14 protein-coding genes and 1 pseudogene are annotated in these 14,506 nt (G+C 65.8%); 10 read left to right on the forward strand and 5 right to left on the reverse strand.

Annotated elements, in window-relative coordinates; all coding sequences use genetic code 11:
• Positions 1-9: 9 nt before the first annotated feature.
• The 3 genes from ACVIIV_RS10055 to ACVIIV_RS10065 are packed head-to-tail and all read right to left on the reverse strand — an operon-like array spanning position 10 to position 2,062.
• Positions 10-420 (reverse strand): MaoC family dehydratase, encoded by a 411-nt coding sequence (locus ACVIIV_RS10055; protein ID WP_456744042.1) that lies wholly within the window; start codon positions 418-420, stop codon positions 10-12.
• Complete coding sequence (locus ACVIIV_RS10060) at positions 417-872, reverse strand: MaoC family dehydratase N-terminal domain-containing protein (RefSeq protein ID WP_456744043.1); 456 nt, start codon at positions 870-872, stop codon at positions 417-419. The genes ACVIIV_RS10055 and ACVIIV_RS10060 overlap by 4 nt, the downstream gene beginning before the upstream one ends.
• Positions 873-880: 8 nt before the next feature.
• Entirely contained in the window at positions 881-2,062 is a 1,182-nt protein-coding gene (locus tag ACVIIV_RS10065; RefSeq protein WP_456744044.1) for a lipid-transfer protein, read from the reverse strand.
• Positions 2,063-2,150: 88 nt separating this feature from the next.
• Here ACVIIV_RS10065 and ACVIIV_RS10070 point away from each other — a divergent pair, with 88 nt between their 5' ends.
• The 3 genes from ACVIIV_RS10070 to ACVIIV_RS10080 all read left to right on the forward strand — a co-directional run bounded on the left by ACVIIV_RS10070 (position 2,151) and on the right by ACVIIV_RS10080 (position 5,228).
• A complete protein-coding gene (locus ACVIIV_RS10070; RefSeq protein WP_456744045.1) occupies positions 2,151-2,888 on the forward strand; it encodes a TetR/AcrR family transcriptional regulator in 738 nt (245 codons plus the stop codon).
• A complete protein-coding gene (locus tag ACVIIV_RS10075; protein ID WP_456744046.1) occupies positions 2,885-4,441 on the forward strand; it encodes a long-chain-fatty-acid--CoA ligase in 1,557 nt (518 codons plus the stop codon). Before ACVIIV_RS10070 ends, ACVIIV_RS10075 begins: the two co-directional genes overlap by 4 nt.
• A 112-nt stretch (positions 4,442-4,553) precedes the next feature.
• Positions 4,554-5,228, forward strand: a complete 675-nt coding sequence (locus tag ACVIIV_RS10080) for an alpha/beta hydrolase family protein (RefSeq protein WP_456744047.1) — start codon at positions 4,554-4,556, stop codon at positions 5,226-5,228.
• Positions 5,229-5,231: 3 nt separating this feature from the next.
• Here the strand turns inward: ACVIIV_RS10080 and ACVIIV_RS10085 are convergent, their stop codons facing one another.
• Positions 5,232-6,206, reverse strand: coding sequence for a ketopantoate reductase family protein (locus ACVIIV_RS10085; RefSeq protein WP_456744048.1), 975 nt, complete (start codon positions 6,204-6,206; stop codon positions 5,232-5,234).
• A gap of 155 nt (positions 6,207-6,361) precedes the next feature.
• Here ACVIIV_RS10085 and ACVIIV_RS10090 point away from each other — a divergent pair, with 155 nt between their 5' ends.
• The 5 genes and pseudogenes from ACVIIV_RS10090 (at position 6,362) to ACVIIV_RS10110 (ending at position 11,727) form a co-directional block, all read left to right on the forward strand.
• Positions 6,362-7,165: an enoyl-CoA hydratase-related protein gene (locus ACVIIV_RS10090; RefSeq protein WP_456744049.1), complete on the forward strand. Its 804-nt coding sequence runs from the start codon at positions 6,362-6,364 to the stop codon at positions 7,163-7,165.
• A gap of 382 nt (positions 7,166-7,547) precedes the next feature.
• Complete coding sequence (locus tag ACVIIV_RS10095) at positions 7,548-8,915, forward strand: FAD-dependent oxidoreductase (protein ID WP_456744050.1); 1,368 nt, start codon at positions 7,548-7,550, stop codon at positions 8,913-8,915.
• Positions 8,916-8,949: 34 nt separating this feature from the next.
• Positions 8,950-9,955: pseudogene (locus ACVIIV_RS10100) on the forward strand (ABC transporter substrate-binding protein).
• 187 nt (positions 9,956-10,142) lie between these two features.
• Positions 10,143-10,916, forward strand: a complete 774-nt coding sequence (locus ACVIIV_RS10105; RefSeq protein ID WP_456744051.1) for an ABC transporter ATP-binding protein — start codon at positions 10,143-10,145, stop codon at positions 10,914-10,916.
• A complete protein-coding gene (locus tag ACVIIV_RS10110) occupies positions 10,909-11,727 on the forward strand; it encodes an ABC transporter permease (protein ID WP_456744052.1) in 819 nt (272 codons plus the stop codon). Before ACVIIV_RS10105 ends, ACVIIV_RS10110 begins: the two co-directional genes overlap by 8 nt.
• A gap of 223 nt (positions 11,728-11,950) precedes the next feature.
• Here ACVIIV_RS10110 and gtdA read toward each other — a convergent pair whose 3' ends face one another.
• A complete protein-coding gene (gene gtdA / locus ACVIIV_RS10115; protein WP_456744053.1) occupies positions 11,951-12,991 on the reverse strand; it encodes a gentisate 1,2-dioxygenase in 1,041 nt (346 codons plus the stop codon).
• 199 nt (positions 12,992-13,190) lie between these two features.
• Here gtdA and maiA point away from each other — a divergent pair, with 199 nt between their 5' ends.
• Entirely contained in the window at positions 13,191-13,823 is a 633-nt protein-coding gene (gene maiA / locus ACVIIV_RS10120) for a maleylacetoacetate isomerase (RefSeq protein ID WP_456744054.1), read from the forward strand.
• Positions 13,813-14,325, forward strand: a complete 513-nt coding sequence (locus tag ACVIIV_RS10125; protein WP_456744055.1) for a MarR family winged helix-turn-helix transcriptional regulator — start codon at positions 13,813-13,815, stop codon at positions 14,323-14,325. Before maiA ends, ACVIIV_RS10125 begins: the two co-directional genes overlap by 11 nt.
• Positions 14,326-14,506: the final 181 nt, after the last annotated feature.

A 14,506-nucleotide genomic window follows, 5' to 3' on the forward strand; every position in this document is an offset into this window, starting at 1 on the left:
CTCTTGTTGTCACAGCGCGACGACGGCGCTGCCTTCGAGCTTGACCTCGCCGCGACCGTCCGTGGCGGTGAGCGCGAGCCTTGCGCGGCGCTCGCCGTCTTCGGCGAACAGCTCCGTCACGGTACCTTCGCATGTCAGCTTGGCGCCAAGCTGGGTAATGGCGACGAATCGGGTCGCAAAACTGCGGAGCCTAGACGGCGGGACCGCGTCCGTGAGCGCCTGCCCGAGGCATGCCATCACCAGCATGCCGTGGGCGAACACATCCGGAAATCCCGCCGACTTGGCAAAGTCGATGTCGACGTGGATCGGATTATGATCGCCCGATGCGCCGCAATAGAGCGCAAGCGTATGGCGGGTGATCGGCGGAAAGACCTTGTGGACGATGCGGTCGCCGGGTTTGATGTCTCCGGATGCCGTCATGACACCACCTCGTTGCGGACGACGATGGTGCGCGCGGTATCGGCGACATGCACGCCGTCCTGATTGGTCACCTCGCATCGGACGCCGATCAGCGTCATCGCGCCGCCCTTCTTGTCCGTCACGCTGGTCACGCGCGGCCGAAACGTCAGGGTGTCGCCGACCAGAACCGGCGCGTGATAGACGAAGCTCTGCTCGCCATGCAGCACGCGGGCGAGGTCGATGCCGAGCGCGGTGAACATCTCGAAGGGGTCGTCGACGTCCATCATCTCCAGGCAGAACAAATAGGTCGGCGGCACCGGCATGCCGGTGAATTCCGCCGCGCGCGCAGCATCTATGTTGCGGTAGACCGGATTCTCTTCGCCCAGCATATTGAGGAAGTAGCGAAGACGGCCCGGTTCCACGCGTGCGGTGACGGGCGTGAAGCAGCGCCCTACGGCGGACTGATCGACCATGGCTGGTATCAGTGACGCTTGTAGAGCGTGACGACGCAGGCGCCGCCGAGGCCCAGATTGTGCTGGAGCGCAACCTTCGCACCCTCGACCTGCGTGGGGCCTGCCGTGCCGCGCAACTGCCGCGTCAGTTCGTAGCACTGCGCAAGTCCGGTGGCGCCGAGCGGATGTCCCTTGGACAGCAATCCGCCGGACGGATTGGTCACGATCCGGCCGCCATAGGTGTTGTCGCCGTCATTGATGAACTTGCCGGCTTCGCCCTCGCCGCAGAGGCCGAGCGCCTCGTAGGTGATGAGCTCGTTGTGGGCAAAACAGTCGTGCAGCTCGACGAGGTCGAGATCGCCGGGTCCGATGCCGGCACTCTCATAAACCCGGCTTGCTGCCTCTCTTGCCATGTCGTAGCCGACCAGCTGCATCATGTCGCCGGCCTTGAAGGTCGAGGGCGTGTCGGTGGTCATGCTCTGCGCCGCGATGCGCACCCGCTTGCCGATGCCGTGCTTGTCCGCAAACCGCTCGGACACCAGCACGGCGGCGGCGCCGCCGCAGGTCGGCGGGCACGCCATCAGGCGCGTCATCACGCCCGGCCAGATCACCTGGTCGTTCATGACGTCGTCCGCCGTGACTTCCTTGCGGAAGAGTGCGAGCGGATTGTTCTTGGCATGACGGCTCGCCTTGGCGCGCACCTTGGCAAAGGCGTCGAGCCGCGTGCCGTATTTCTTCATATGGCTGAGCCCGGCGCCGCCGAAATAGCGCAGCGCCAGCGGAATGCCGGGAGCGTCGATCAGCTGGTCCGCGGCCGCGTCGAATTCCTCGAACGCGCTCGGACGATCGGTGTAGACGCTGCCGAGCGCGCCGGGCTTCATCTGCTCGAAGCCGACCGCCAGCACGCAATCCAGCGCGCCGCTCGCGATCATCTGCCGCGCCATGAACAGCGCGGTCGAGCCGGTCGAGCAATTGTTGTTGACATTGACGATGGGGATGCCGGTCATCCCGACAGGGTAGAGCGCGCGCTGCCCGCAGGTGGAATCGCCGTAGACGTATCCGACATAGGCCTGCTCGACCTTCTCGTAGCCGAGGCCGGCATCGGCGAGCGCGAGCTTGGCCGCCTCCGTCCCCATCTCGTGATAGGGCGCGCTGGCACCGGGCTTGGCGAAGGGGATCATGCCGACCCCTGCGACGACGACGTCAGACATCGCTTCCTCCAAATAAATTACCCATTGGACTTTTTCTTACCCATGGGTAACATATCGCCCGATGTCCACGAGAGTCAACCGATCGACCATGGATTCAGCGCCGCCCGTTCCGCCGTCGTCGCCTTCGCCCTGGTTGCCGTTCGAGAGCCGGCGCCGCGCCCGCGACGAGAAACGTGAGGCGGTGCTGCGCGCCGCCGTGCAGCTGTTCCTGGAGCAGGGCTATCATCGCGTGACGCTGAACGAGGTCGCCGACCGGCTGAACATCACCAAGCCCGCGCTGTACAATTACTTCCGGAGCAAGGACGAGATCCTGTTCGAATGCTGGTCGATGGGCGCCGAGCTCGTCGACAGCGTGATCGCGGAGATCAACGCCGGCGTTGGTTCGGGCCTCGCCAAGCTGCGCAAACTGGTGCACGCCTATGCCGAGCTGATGGCGACCGATTTCGGCGCGAGCCTGGTGCGTTTCGACCTGCGCGACCTGACCGAGCGGAACGCCGGTGTCGCGCGCGCCGCCAAGAGGCGGATCGATGCCACGTTTCGGCAGTATATCGCCGGGGGCATCGACGATGGTTCGATCAGGCGTTGCGATCCCAAGCTTGCAGCGTTCGCGATCGCCGGCGCGCTCAACTGGATCGGTCACTGGTATCGCCGCGACGGCGAGCTGTCGCCGACCGCAATCGCCGACGAGTTCACGATCCGGCTGACCGACGGTCTGGCGAACGAAGGCTGGCAGCAGACGACAAAGAAGACGCCGAGGGCGCCGCAAAGGCGCAACTCAGAACGCAAAACAACAGGGAAGAAGCGCACGGGAGGAGGAACGCGATGAACATCACGCACGGACTGCGGCGCGCGCTGCAGATCAATCCGAATGGGCTGGCGACCGTCTGTGGCCAGCGGCGTCGCAGCTGGGGCGAGCTCGGCGAACGCATTGCAAGGCTGGCCGGCGGCCTGCGCACGCGCGGCGTCAGGGACGGCGATCGCATCGCCGTGCTGTCCTTCAACTCCGACCGCTATCTCGAGCTCTATCTGGCGACCGGCTGGGCGGGCGCCGTGATCGTGCCGCTCAACATCCGCTGGAGCGCCCTTGAAAACGAGGATGCGCTGCGCGACTGCCGCGCTTCCGTTCTGCTGGTGGACAAGGCCTTTGCGCAGGTTGGCGCGCAGCTCGCCGGCGCCATTCCGGCGCTGAAGCTGATCTATGCCGACGACGGCGAGGTGCCGGCGGGGATGGAGAGCTACGAGGATCTCGTCGCGGGCAGCGCGCCGGTCGCCGATGCCATGCGCAAGGGCGACGATCTCGCCGGCATCTTCTACACCGGCGGCACCACCGGCCGTTCCAAGGGCGTGATGCTCAGTCACCGGAATCTGATGGCCAACGCGCTCAACGCACTCGGCGAAGGACTGTTTCCGGCGAGCACGACCTATCTGCACGCGGCGCCGATGTTTCACCTCGCCAATGGGGCGGCGATGTACTCGCTGCTGCTCTCCGGCGGCTCAAACGTGATCATTCAGGGCTTCACTCCCGAAGGCGTGATGGCTGCGATGCAGAACGAGCGCGTGACCGACGTGCTGCTGGTGCCCACGATGATCCAGATGTTCGTCGACCACCCCGCGATCGGGAACTACGACCTGTCGTCGCTCAAGCATATCATCTACGGGGCCTCGCCGATCAGCGAGGCGGTGCTCGACCGTGCCGCGCGCGCACTGCCGCATGTGCGTTTCACGCAGGCTTATGGCATGACCGAATTGTCGCCGATCGCGACGCTGCTGCATCCCAACGAGCATGTCGGGGAGGGGCGCAGAAAGGGGCGTCATCGCGGTGCCGGCCGTGCCACGCTCGGCTGCGAGGTGCGGATCGTCGACGAGAACGATCGGCCGGTGCCGGCAGGGGTCGTCGGCGAGATCGTGGTGCGCGGCGACACCGTGATGATGGGCTATTGGGAGCGGCCGGAGGAGAGCGCGCGCGCCGTCATCGACGGCTGGATGCACACGGGCGATGGCGGCTACATGGACGAAGACGGGTTCATCTATGTCGTCGACCGCGTCAAGGACATGATCATCTCCGGCGGCGAGAATGTGTACTCGGTCGAGGTCGAGAACGCGCTGGCGCAGCATCCGTCGGTGCTGCAATGCGCCGTCATCGGAATTCCCAATGAGCAATGGGGAGAGCAGGTCCATGCCGTCGTAGTCAGACGCAGCGGCGTCGAGGTTTCGACCGGCGAGCTGATCGAGTTCACGAAGACGTTGATTGCCGGCTACAAATGCCCCCGCAGCATCGAGATCACCGAGACCCCGCTGCCGCTGTCCGGTGCCGGCAAGGTGCTGAAGCGCGAGCTGCGCAGGCCGTTCTGGGAAGGTCGGGAGCGGCGGGTCAGCTGACGGCTCCCGCGCGCCGGAACGCGGCCGTTCGGGGTCAAGTACGCGAAGTTTGATGTTCCCAGATCGCGGTCGCGCGGGTACCTTTGGCGAGGTTCATTGGGAACATTCAGTCTTGGTCGAGAAGCGCGAGCTCAAGCTCGACATCGAACGCATCGGCACCGTTTCGGCCATCCTGACACAGCCGGACCATGCGCGTGCATGCTACGTGCTGGCGCACGGCGCCGGTGCCGATATGCGGCACTCCTTCATGGAGAAAGTCGCCGAGGGCCTCGCGAACCGCGGGATCGCGACGTTCCGCTTCAATTTCCCTTACATGGAGAAGAAGCTGGGGCGTCCCGACCAGCCGGCGGTCGCGCACGCCGCCATCCGCGCGGCGGTCGAGGAGGCGGCGCGGCTATGCCCGGGACTGAGGCTGGTCGCCGGCGGGAAATCGTTCGGCGGGCGCATGACTTCACAGGCGCAGTCGAAGGCACCGCTCCCCGGTGTCGAAGGGCTCGCCTTCCTCGGCTTTCCCCTCCATGCCGACAAGAAGCCGTCGGCCGAGCGGGCCGAGCATCTCTCCGGCATCGCCATCCCCATGCTGTTCCTGCAAGGCACGCGCGACGGGCTTGCCGATCTCGGCCATCTCAGGCCCGTGATCGAAACGCTCGGCGCGAAGGCGACGCTGCATGAAGTCGAAGGCGGCGACCACTCCTTCGCGGTGCTGAAAAAGTCGGGCCGCAGCAATGACGAAGCGCTCACAGAGGTGCTCGACATACTGGCGGCTTGGATCGACCGGCTCGCCTGAACGTCACGCCGAATAGAGCCCCTTGTCGCGCGCCTTCTGAATTGCCAGCGCCGCGATCAGGTCGAGCGTCGGCGTCGACAGGCCGGCCGTGCGCGCGAAAGCTTGGGGCGCCTTCACCAGAACGTCGATCTCCATGGCGCGGCCGAGCTCGTAATCCTGCAGCAGCGACGGTTTGTGGTTGGGGGCGGGGCCGCTGCGGGTGACGCGCTTCACCTCGGGGATGAAGTGCTGGGCGATCTCGTTGGCCTCGTTCAGCATGCGCGGAATCACCTCGGCAAAGGCGGGGTCGTCGCGCACGCCGCGCGCGGTCTGGCCGGTGAGCAGGCACAGCACCGAGAGCGACATGTTGGTCAGCAGCTTTGACCAGATCGCCTCGCGGATCTCGGCGACCGGCGGTGACTCCAGCCGGGCATCGTTGAAGACATTGCGCAGCCTGGTGATGCGGTCGCAATTGCGGTCGTCGCATTCCCCGACCAACAGGCGGTTGCGGTCCGGCGTCAGGTTCTGCACCACGCCGGGCGCGATCACCTCGTTGGAGGAGAAGACGACACCGCCGATGATCCGCTCCTTCGGGATGCAGGCCCGCAGGCGCCCGCCGGGATCGAGGAAGGAAATGTCCGGCGGCGTCGGGTGCCGCGGCGGCAGGCCGATACCGTACCACCAGGGAATGCCGTTCTGCGCGAACACGATCGCCGTGTCGTCCTGCAGCAGCGGCTTGATGCTGGAGACCAGGCCCGGCAGCGCGGTGGCCTTCAGGGTCGAGATCACGACGTCCTGCGGGCCGAGCTGGGCTGGATCGCCCGAGGCGTTCACTTTGGCACTGACCTCGGAATCGGCGACGCGCAGCTTGAGGCCGCCGGCGCGCGCGGCCTCGAGATGCGCCCCCCGCATCACGCAACTGACCTCATGGCCGGCGCGCGCCAGCCGTACCGCAATGTGGCTGCCGACGGCGCCCGCGCCGAAAATGCAGATGCGCATGATGGTATCCCGTAGCTATCTCTTGGTGCGGTCCGGCGGCAGCATGACACAAGCCGCCATGCGATGGACGCGGCCGCCCCACGCCGGAAAGATATGGATCGGGACGCGCGGCCTCGGCCATAGTGCGGACCAAACAACCGACTGGAGGATCGCCGATGACCGCCAACCCCGTCCTTTGGACCCTGGATTCGCGCGGCGTCGCGACCCTCACCCTGAACCGGCCCGAGGTCAACAACGCCTATGACGGCGCGCTGATCGCGGGCGTGCTCGCGGCCATGGACGATCTGGCTAAGAAGCCGAACTTGCGCGTCGTCGTGCTCAGGGGCAACGGCAAGCATTTTCAGGCGGGCGCCGACCTCAAATGGATCAACGGCGTGCGGCCGCAATCGGCCGACGCCAACGAGGCGGCCTCGCAGGCGACCTTCGAGGCCGTGCAGCGGCTCAACACGCTGCCGATCCCGACGGTCGCTTTGGTGCAGGGCGGCTGCTTCGGCGGCGGCACCGGCGTGATCGCGGCCTGCGACGTCGTGATCGCCGCCGACAACGCCCTGTTCTCCATCACCGAGGTGCGCTGGGGGCTGACCGCCGCCATCATCATCCCGCAGCTCTGCGACGCCATCGGCGTCCGCCAGGTCCGCCGCTACGCGCTCACCGGCGAGCGTTTCGGCGCCGAAGACGCCCGCCGCATCGGCCTCGTCCATGAGGTTGTGCCGCTCGCCGACCTCGAAGCTGCAGGTAGCAAGGTGGTCGAGCAATTGCTGGCAAACGGACCCGAGGCGATGGCCGAGACCAAGAAGCTGGCGCTGGAGAGCTCGTTCGGCGGCATGGCGGTGGACGATGCCGCCTACAAGCGGCTCGTGCAGCTGCACTCGCTCAAGCGCCAGAGCGCGGAGGCGGCGGAGGGGCTCGCATCGTTCGCAGAGAAGCGGGCGGCGAAATGGGAAAAAGCTGAACGCTAGCAGCCGCGGCAGATGTTGTTGATGCTGCGATAGACCACATCGTCCTCCTGCCGCAGCTGGCGCAACGTTTCGAGCGTGTTGCTCTCGGCGGTTGCTGGAGCCCCGGCTTGCGCTTCGCCGCGAGCTCTTCCTCCTGCCGCTTGTAGCAGGCCTCGCGATCGGCCTTGGCCTGGATAAAGCGGCAGTTTTGCTCGAGGGCTGCGGCGGGAAGGGCCGAGAGCGCGAGGGCAATAGGGGCGGCGAAGCAGTATCTGACGACGATCGAATCCATGCCCGCACTTGCTCAGGTTCACCGGTGGCGAGCAACCGCAATCTTGCGAGGACGAGGACCGCCGGCTAATTCGTGATCCAGTTCGAACCAGATTCCGGGAAGGAACGCGCCATGCGGGCCACGACGATCGACGAACCAGCGCGCAAAGTGCCGCTCTACGGCGAATATGAAGTCGTCGTGCTCGGCGGCGGCCCGGCCGGCATCGTGGCGGCGGCCTCAGCCGCGCGCGCGGGCCGGAAGACGCTGCTGATCGAGCGCTACGGCTTCCTCGGCGGCATGGGCACCGCGGCCGGCGTCACCAACTTCTGCGGCCTGCATGGCAATGTCCATGGCGAGCATCGGCGGCTGGTGCAGGGCATGGCGTCGGAGCTGCTGGCGCGGATCGATCGCTTGAACGGCCTGAACACGCCGCATCTGATCCTCGGCAAGGTCTTCGCGCAAGCTTACGACACGGCGGCCTACAAGATCGCGGCCGACGAGCTGCTCGCAAGTCACAAAGTGAATATCCTCTTCCATGCGCTCGGCGCCGCCGTGGTGATGGGTGACAACAGTCGCATCGACGCGCTGCTGGTCGAGACCAAGGCCGGCCGACAGGCGGTGCGCGCGGAGATCTTCATCGACTGCTCCGGCGACGGCGATCTCGCCGTGTGGGCCGGCGCGCCGTTCGAGATCGGCGACGAGCATGGCCATCCGCTGTATCCCTCGATGATGCTCCGTCTCAACGGCATCGATCCCGCCAAGGCCGGCGAGGCCTGGCGCACCATTCCGCAATTGATGGAGAAGGCCTCCGCGGCCGGCACCCACACATTCCCGCGCAAGAGCGCGATTGTGCGGCCGCAAAAGTCCGGCATCGAATGGCGGGTGAATTTCACCCAGGTCGCGCGCGAGGACGGTCACGCCATCAACGGCATTGAGCCCGACGACCTCACCCGCGGCGAGATCGAGGGCCGCAAGCAGGCGCTTGCCGCGTACGAGTTCCTGCGCAGCACCGTGCCGGGCTTCGAAAAGTCCTACATCGTCGACCTGCCGCCGCAGCTCGGCATCCGCGAGACCCGCCGCATCAAGGGCGGCTATCAGCTCAGCGGCGAGGACGTGCTCGGCTGCGCCTCGTTCGAAGACTCCATCGGGGTCAATGGCTGGCCGATCGAGGCCCATGTGCCCGGCGACGTCGTCTTCACCTTCCCGCCGATCCCGCAATCGCGCGGCTACAACGAGCTGCCCTACCGGATGCTGGTGCCCGAAGGCGTCGACAATCTCCTGGTCGCCGGCCGCTGTGCCTCGATGACCCATGAGGGCCAGTCGGCCGCGCGGGTCTCCGGTGCCTGTTTCGTGATGGGCGAGGCCGCCGGTTCCGCCGCCGCGCTGGCGCTCTCCGGAAACCGGATTCCCCGCGAAATCCCCATTGAAAAGTTGCAGGAAACGTTGAAACAACAGGGCGCCTTCATCGGGCGGGATCAGCCGGTGCCGGAAGGACTGTGACGGGCTGCAATAGAACGACGGCGGAGGAAACGGGATGATCGGGATAATGCGGCTCGCGCTTGCGGGCCTGATGACGATCATGGCGATGGGCAGTGCTAGGGCCGAGGACGCGCTGAAAGCCAAGATCGGCGTGCTCCGCCTGTCCTCCTCCGCGCCGGTCTTCATCGCGCAAGACAAGGGCTATTTTCGCGAGGCCGGCCTCGACGTCGAACTAAAGTTCTTCGACGCGGCGCAGCCGATCGCGGTCGCCACCACCTCGGGCGATGTCGATTTTGGCGTCACCGCCTTCACCGCGGGCCTCTACAATCTCGCCGGCAAGGGCGTGCTGAAGGTGATCGGCGGCATGAGCCGGAGAGAAGGCCGGCTATCCCCTGATCGGCTATTTCGCCAGCAACAACGCCTATGCCGCCGGCCTGAAGACGCCGAAAGATCTCGCCGGCAAGCGCGTGGCGATGACGCAGGTCGGTTCGAGCTTTCACTATTCGCTCGGCCTGCTTGCCGACAAATACGGCTTCAAGCTCGCGGACGTGAAGATCGTGCCGTTGCAATCGCTATCGAATGCAGCCGCCGCGCTCAAGGGCGAGACCGTCGATGCCGCGCTGTTGCCGATCTCGACCGCACGAAAGCTGATGGACGAGGGCGGCACCAAATTCTTAGGCTGGGTCGGCGACGAGACGCCTTGGCAGCTAGGAGCGGTATTCGCCTCGCCGAAGACGCTGACCAACAAGGCGCTGATGACAAGAGTGCTCGGCGCCTTGGCCAAGGCCGACCGCGAATATCACGACGTCATCCTCGCCGCGATGAAAGACGGGGTTGCGCCGATCAACGAGCAGACAAGACCGTTGCTGGAGATCATCGCCAAGTACACCAATCTGCCGGTCGAGCAGGTGGTCGGCAACTGCGCCTATATCGATCCCGACGGTAAGCTCGACGTGAAGAACGTCGACAACCAGATCAAATGGCTGCAGGAGCAGGGTTTTGTCGACAAGGGCTTTGACGCTGATACGATCATCGCCAAGGACTATGTGAAGGCGGATTGATGTTGCGCGCTCTACTCTCACCCCGTCATCCTGAGGCGCGAGTAGCGCAGTGCATCCGCACTGCGCTGCGAGCCTCGAAGGATGAACGGCCGAGCGGCATCCGGGCCGTGCATCCTTCGAGGCTCGACTGGCGGCAAGCCGCAAGTCGAGCGCCTCAGGATGACGGGTTGAAAGGTGAGCGCAGCGCATGGACCTGATCGCCAACCACATCACCCATCGCTTCGGCGATCTCGCCGTGCTCGACGACGTCTCCTTCACCGTCGGTGCCGGCGAGGTGGTGGCGATCGTGGGGCCCTCCGGCTGCGGCAAGAGCACGCTGCTGTCGATCCTTGGCGGGCTGTTGCAGCCGACCTCGGGTACGCCCGAGCTGCGCGGCGCGCCGCCGGCAGACAGTCTCAATCCGCTGACCTTCGTGTTCCAGGATTTTGCGCTGCTGCCCTGGGCCACGGTGGAGGAGAATGTCGAATTCCCGCTGCTGCACGCCCAGCTCTCGGCCGCGCAGCGCCGCGCGCTGGTCGAGGATGCGCTGCGCCGCACCGGCCTCACCGATTTTCGCACGACCTATCCAAAGCAGCTGTCCGGCGGCATGCGCCAGCGCGTCGGCATCTCGCGCGCGCTGGCGGTGAAGCCCGCGATCCTGCTGATGGACGAGCCGCTGTCGGCGCTGGATTCGCAGACCCGCGAGCTCTTGATGGAGGATTTCGTCCGCCTGCTCGCCGATGGCGACATGGGCGCGGTCTATGTCACCCACAATCTCGAAGAGGCCGCGCGGCTCGCCGACCGCATCGTGGTGCTGTCGCGGCGGCCCGGCCGCATCCGCGAGGTCGTGACGGTGCCGATGACGCGCGCCGAACGCGGCGAGACCGCGGCGCGCGAGAAGCTGCTGGCGCTCCAGAACCAGATCTGGTCGCTGATCCGCAATGAGGCGATCGACGCCGAGCGCGAGGTCCAGCATGCTTGATCGTGCGGATGCACCGGCGAAAGAAGAGACAACGCGTCGCGTCCGCTTCCGCGGCGCCGGCTTCGTGCCCGCGAGCAGCCGCTTCGGCGGCTGGATCGCGCTCGCGCTCGTCATCGCGATCTGGCAGGCCGCGGGCAGCGCTGGTCTTGCCAATCCACTGTTCCTGCCGGCACCGTCGGCGATCGCGCGCGCGATCTACCAGCTCGCGATCTCGGGCGCGCTCTGGCAGCACCTGTCCGCCTCGCTCTTGCGCATCGGTGTCGGCTGGCTGCTGGGCACGGCGGCCGGCGTCGCCGTCGGCTTCGCCATCGGCCTGTCGCGGCTTGCGCGCAGCGTCGGCATCACCTTCATCTCGGCGCTGTTCCCGATCCCGAAGATCGCGCTGCTGCCGCTGTTGATCCTCTGGCTCGGCATCGGCGAAGAGCCGAAGATCGCGACTATTGCGTTAGGGGTGTTCTTCTCGACCGCGATCTCGGTCTATAGCGGCGTCGATGCGGTGCCGCGTAACCTGATCCGCATGGCGCAGAGTTTCAACGTTCCCTTCGCCACCATCGTGCGGAACGTGATCTGGCCCGGCGCGCTGCCGGCGATCCTCGCCGGTTTTCGCATCACCGCGTCCGTCGCGCTGCTGCTCGTCGTCAGCGCCGAGATGATCGGCGCGCAATACGGCATCGGCGCCTTCGTGCTGCAGGCCGGCAATCTGATGCAGACGGATCAGCTGCTCGCGGGCGTGGTGATCTTGTCGGTTTTCGGGCTGGCAGTGGGGAAGGTGATCGGCTGGCTGGAGACGCGGCTGTTGCATTGGCGGTGAGGCATACTCACGTCATTGCGAGCGCAGCGAAGCAATCCAGACTGTCACCGCGGAAGGATTCTGGATTGCTTCGCTGCGCTCACAATGACGATGTGGATGCGGATCGCGCCACAACTTAGGTCGTCATGCCCGGGCTTGACCCGGGCATCCACGTCTTTCCTCGGTCGTAGCGGCGCGTGGATGGCCGGGTCAAGCCCGGCCATGAGGGAGGATGGAGCACGCCTCACGCATTGCCGCGATCTTCCCTGAACAGATCCAGCTTCTGCTGCACCGGCCGATCCGAGAAGCTGAACAGCACGGCATCCTCATCTGCCTCGTGGGTGACCCAGTGCCAGCTCGGCACCACGAACAAATCGCGCGGACCCCATTCGAAGACGGCATCGCCGATGCGGCTGCGGCCGCGGCCTTCGATCGGGCAGAACACCGTCGCATCGGTTGCGCGATAGCGCGCGGTCTTGAAACCCTTCGGCAGCAGCTGGATGAAGGTGCCGATGGTCGGCATCGCGAAATCGCCGGTCTCGGGGTTGCTGAACTTCAGCTTGAGCCCGTGACATGCGTCCCACTCCTGGCTCGCGCGGGCCTTCTCCAGCGCTTCGCGGGTGTAGGCATAGGGATAGCTGAAGATCGGCGACGTCTTCGAGCTCCGCTTCACATCGACGGGCAAGAGGTTATGGCCGTAGCGCGCAAAGCTGTCGCCCGCGGGTTTTGTGATTTTCTGCTGGTCCTCTTTCGAGCCTTCCGCGAAGGAGCAGTCGAAGAACTGCACCAGCGGGATATCGAGGCCGTCGAGCCAGAACATCGGCTGATCGGTCTCATTGGAATGATCGTGCCAGGTCATCGACGGCGTGATGATGAAGTCGCCGGGCTCCATCGCGGTGCGCTCGCCGTCGACGGCGGTGTGGGCACCCTTGCCTTCGAGCACGAAGCGTAGCGCTGACTGGCTGTGGCGGTGCGCAGGCGCGACGTCGCCGGGCACCACCATCTGCACGCCGGCATAGAGCGAGGTCGTGATCTTGGACTGGCCGCGCAGCCCCGGGTTCTCCAACACCAGCACGCGCCGCTCGGCTTCCTTGGCGGTGATGAGCTTGCCGGCCTCCGTCATGTAGTCGCGGATGACGTCGAACTTCCAGAGGTGAGGGCGGCAGGCGCTCTTCGGCTCCGGCGTGATCAGGTCGCTCATCACCGTCCAGAGCGCGGTGAGATTCTCGCCGTCGATCTTCTTGTAGAACGCCTCGCGTTCCGGCGTCTTGGTCACGGCTTCCATGGCGCGCCTCCTGTTCGTTTCTAAATTGACAGTATACTGACGATCTAGGTAGCGTCAATGCGACGAGTAACGTACAAGGTCGTCATTCCGGGGCGGCTCGAAGAGCCGAACTATGGTGCGCACTTGCGCACCTGAGAATCTCGAGGTTCCGGGTTCTCGCTTCGCGAGCCCCGGAACGACAGAAAAATGGGAGGTCTCGATGAAGCTGCATGGCTATTTCCGCTCCAGCGCCGCCTATCGGGTGCGGATCGCGCTGAATCTCAAGAGCCTTGGCGCCGAGCACCTGCCACATCATTTGCGCAAGGGCGAGCAATGCGCACCCGCTTATCTTGCCATCAATCCGCAGGGCCTGGTGCCGACGCTGGAGAACGATGCGGGCGCAGTGCTGACCCAATCGGTCGCCATCATCGAATGGCTCGAGGAAACGCATCCCAATCCGCCGCTATTGCCAACGGATCCGCTGCGACGCGCCAAGGTGCGCGCGTTCGCGCTGGCGATCGCCTGCGACACCCATCCGGTGCAGAACCTGAAGGTGCTGGCGCGGCTGCGCGAGCTCGGCCTTGCCGAGGAAAAGGTCCAGGACTGGGCGGCCTGGGTCAACCGCGAGGGCCTGTCGGCCTGCGAGACGCTGATCAAGGACGAGCCGGGCCCGTTCTGCTTCGGCGATGCGCCGACGCTCGCTGACCTCTGCCTCGTGCCGCAGCTCGCCAATGCGCGCCGCTTCGGCGTCGATGTCTCCGCCTATCCGCGCCTGCTCAAGGCCGAGGCCGCCGCGAAGGCGCTGCCGGCGTTTGCCGCTGCCGCACCGGAGAAGCAGCCCGATGCCGAGTAAGGCCGCCGCTCCGATAACCATGGACGCGGTCTATGCCGCGCCGGGCTATCTGTTCCGGCGCATGCAGCAGATCGCGGTCTCGATCTTCATGGAGGAGTGCAAGGCGTTCGACCTCACCCCGGTGCAATATGCCGCGCTGGTCGCGATCCATACCCACCCGGGCATCGACGCGACGCGGCTCTCGGCAGTGATCGCGTTCGACCGCTCGACGCTCGGCAGCGTGATCGAGCGGCTGCAGGCCAAGGACTATATCGAGCGCAAGCCGGCGTCCGAGGACAAGCGGATCAAGCTGCTCTATCTGACGAAGTCGGGCGCCGCGATCCTGCGCGAGATTATCCCCGCTGTCGAGCGCGCCCAGGCGCGCATGCTGGAGCCGCTCAAGCCCCCAGACCGCAAGGCGCTGATGGGGCTGCTGGCGCAGCTCGTCGATCTCAACAATGAGGCCTCGCGGGTGCCGCTGCGGGCGGAGGACGCGCTGGAGCATCTGGGGAAGGGTGGGTGAGGGGGGTGAGGCTGTGCTGCAGCCTCATTCTCCACTGTCGTCCCGGACAAGCGAAGCGCCGATCCGGGACCCATAACCACAGGAAGCCGTGGTTACGGGGATTCGCCGTTGCACGTTCGCCCCCAACGTTGTCCTGTGGCTATGGGTCCCGGATCGGCGCGCTTGAGGCGCGCTTGTCCGG

The sequence above is a fragment of the Bradyrhizobium sp. USDA 4354 genome (assembly GCF_054060315.1).

What these genes read in the sequence shown, in the direction of transcription:
- ACVIIV_RS10070 (WP_456744045.1), top strand. Translation starts at nt 2,151, where the DNA reads ATGGATTCAGCGCCGCCCGTTCCGCCGTCGTCGCCTTCGCCCTGGTTG.
- ACVIIV_RS10075 (WP_456744046.1), top strand. Translation starts at nt 2,885, where the DNA reads ATGAACATCACGCACGGACTGCGGCGCGCGCTGCAGATCAATCCGAAT.
- ACVIIV_RS10125 (WP_456744055.1), top strand. Translation starts at nt 13,813, where the DNA reads ATGCCGAGTAAGGCCGCCGCTCCGATAACCATGGACGCGGTCTATGCC.
- ACVIIV_RS10085 (WP_456744048.1), bottom strand. Translation starts at nt 6,206, where the DNA reads ATGCGCATCTGCATTTTCGGCGCGGGCGCCGTCGGCAGCCACATTGCG.
- ACVIIV_RS10055 (WP_456744042.1), bottom strand. Translation starts at nt 420, where the DNA reads ATGACGGCATCCGGAGACATCAAACCCGGCGACCGCATCGTCCACAAG.
- gtdA (WP_456744053.1), bottom strand. Translation starts at nt 12,991, where the DNA reads ATGGAAGCCGTGACCAAGACGCCGGAACGCGAGGCGTTCTACAAGAAG.
- ACVIIV_RS10060 (WP_456744043.1), bottom strand. Translation starts at nt 872, where the DNA reads ATGGTCGATCAGTCCGCCGTAGGGCGCTGCTTCACGCCCGTCACCGCA.
- maiA (WP_456744054.1), top strand. Translation starts at nt 13,191, where the DNA reads ATGAAGCTGCATGGCTATTTCCGCTCCAGCGCCGCCTATCGGGTGCGG.
- ACVIIV_RS10105 (WP_456744051.1), top strand. Translation starts at nt 10,143, where the DNA reads ATGGACCTGATCGCCAACCACATCACCCATCGCTTCGGCGATCTCGCC.
- ACVIIV_RS10110 (WP_456744052.1), top strand. Translation starts at nt 10,909, where the DNA reads ATGCTTGATCGTGCGGATGCACCGGCGAAAGAAGAGACAACGCGTCGC.
- ACVIIV_RS10065 (WP_456744044.1), bottom strand. Translation starts at nt 2,062, where the DNA reads ATGTCTGACGTCGTCGTCGCAGGGGTCGGCATGATCCCCTTCGCCAAG.
- ACVIIV_RS10090 (WP_456744049.1), top strand. Translation starts at nt 6,362, where the DNA reads ATGACCGCCAACCCCGTCCTTTGGACCCTGGATTCGCGCGGCGTCGCG.
- ACVIIV_RS10095 (WP_456744050.1), top strand. Translation starts at nt 7,548, where the DNA reads ATGCGGGCCACGACGATCGACGAACCAGCGCGCAAAGTGCCGCTCTAC.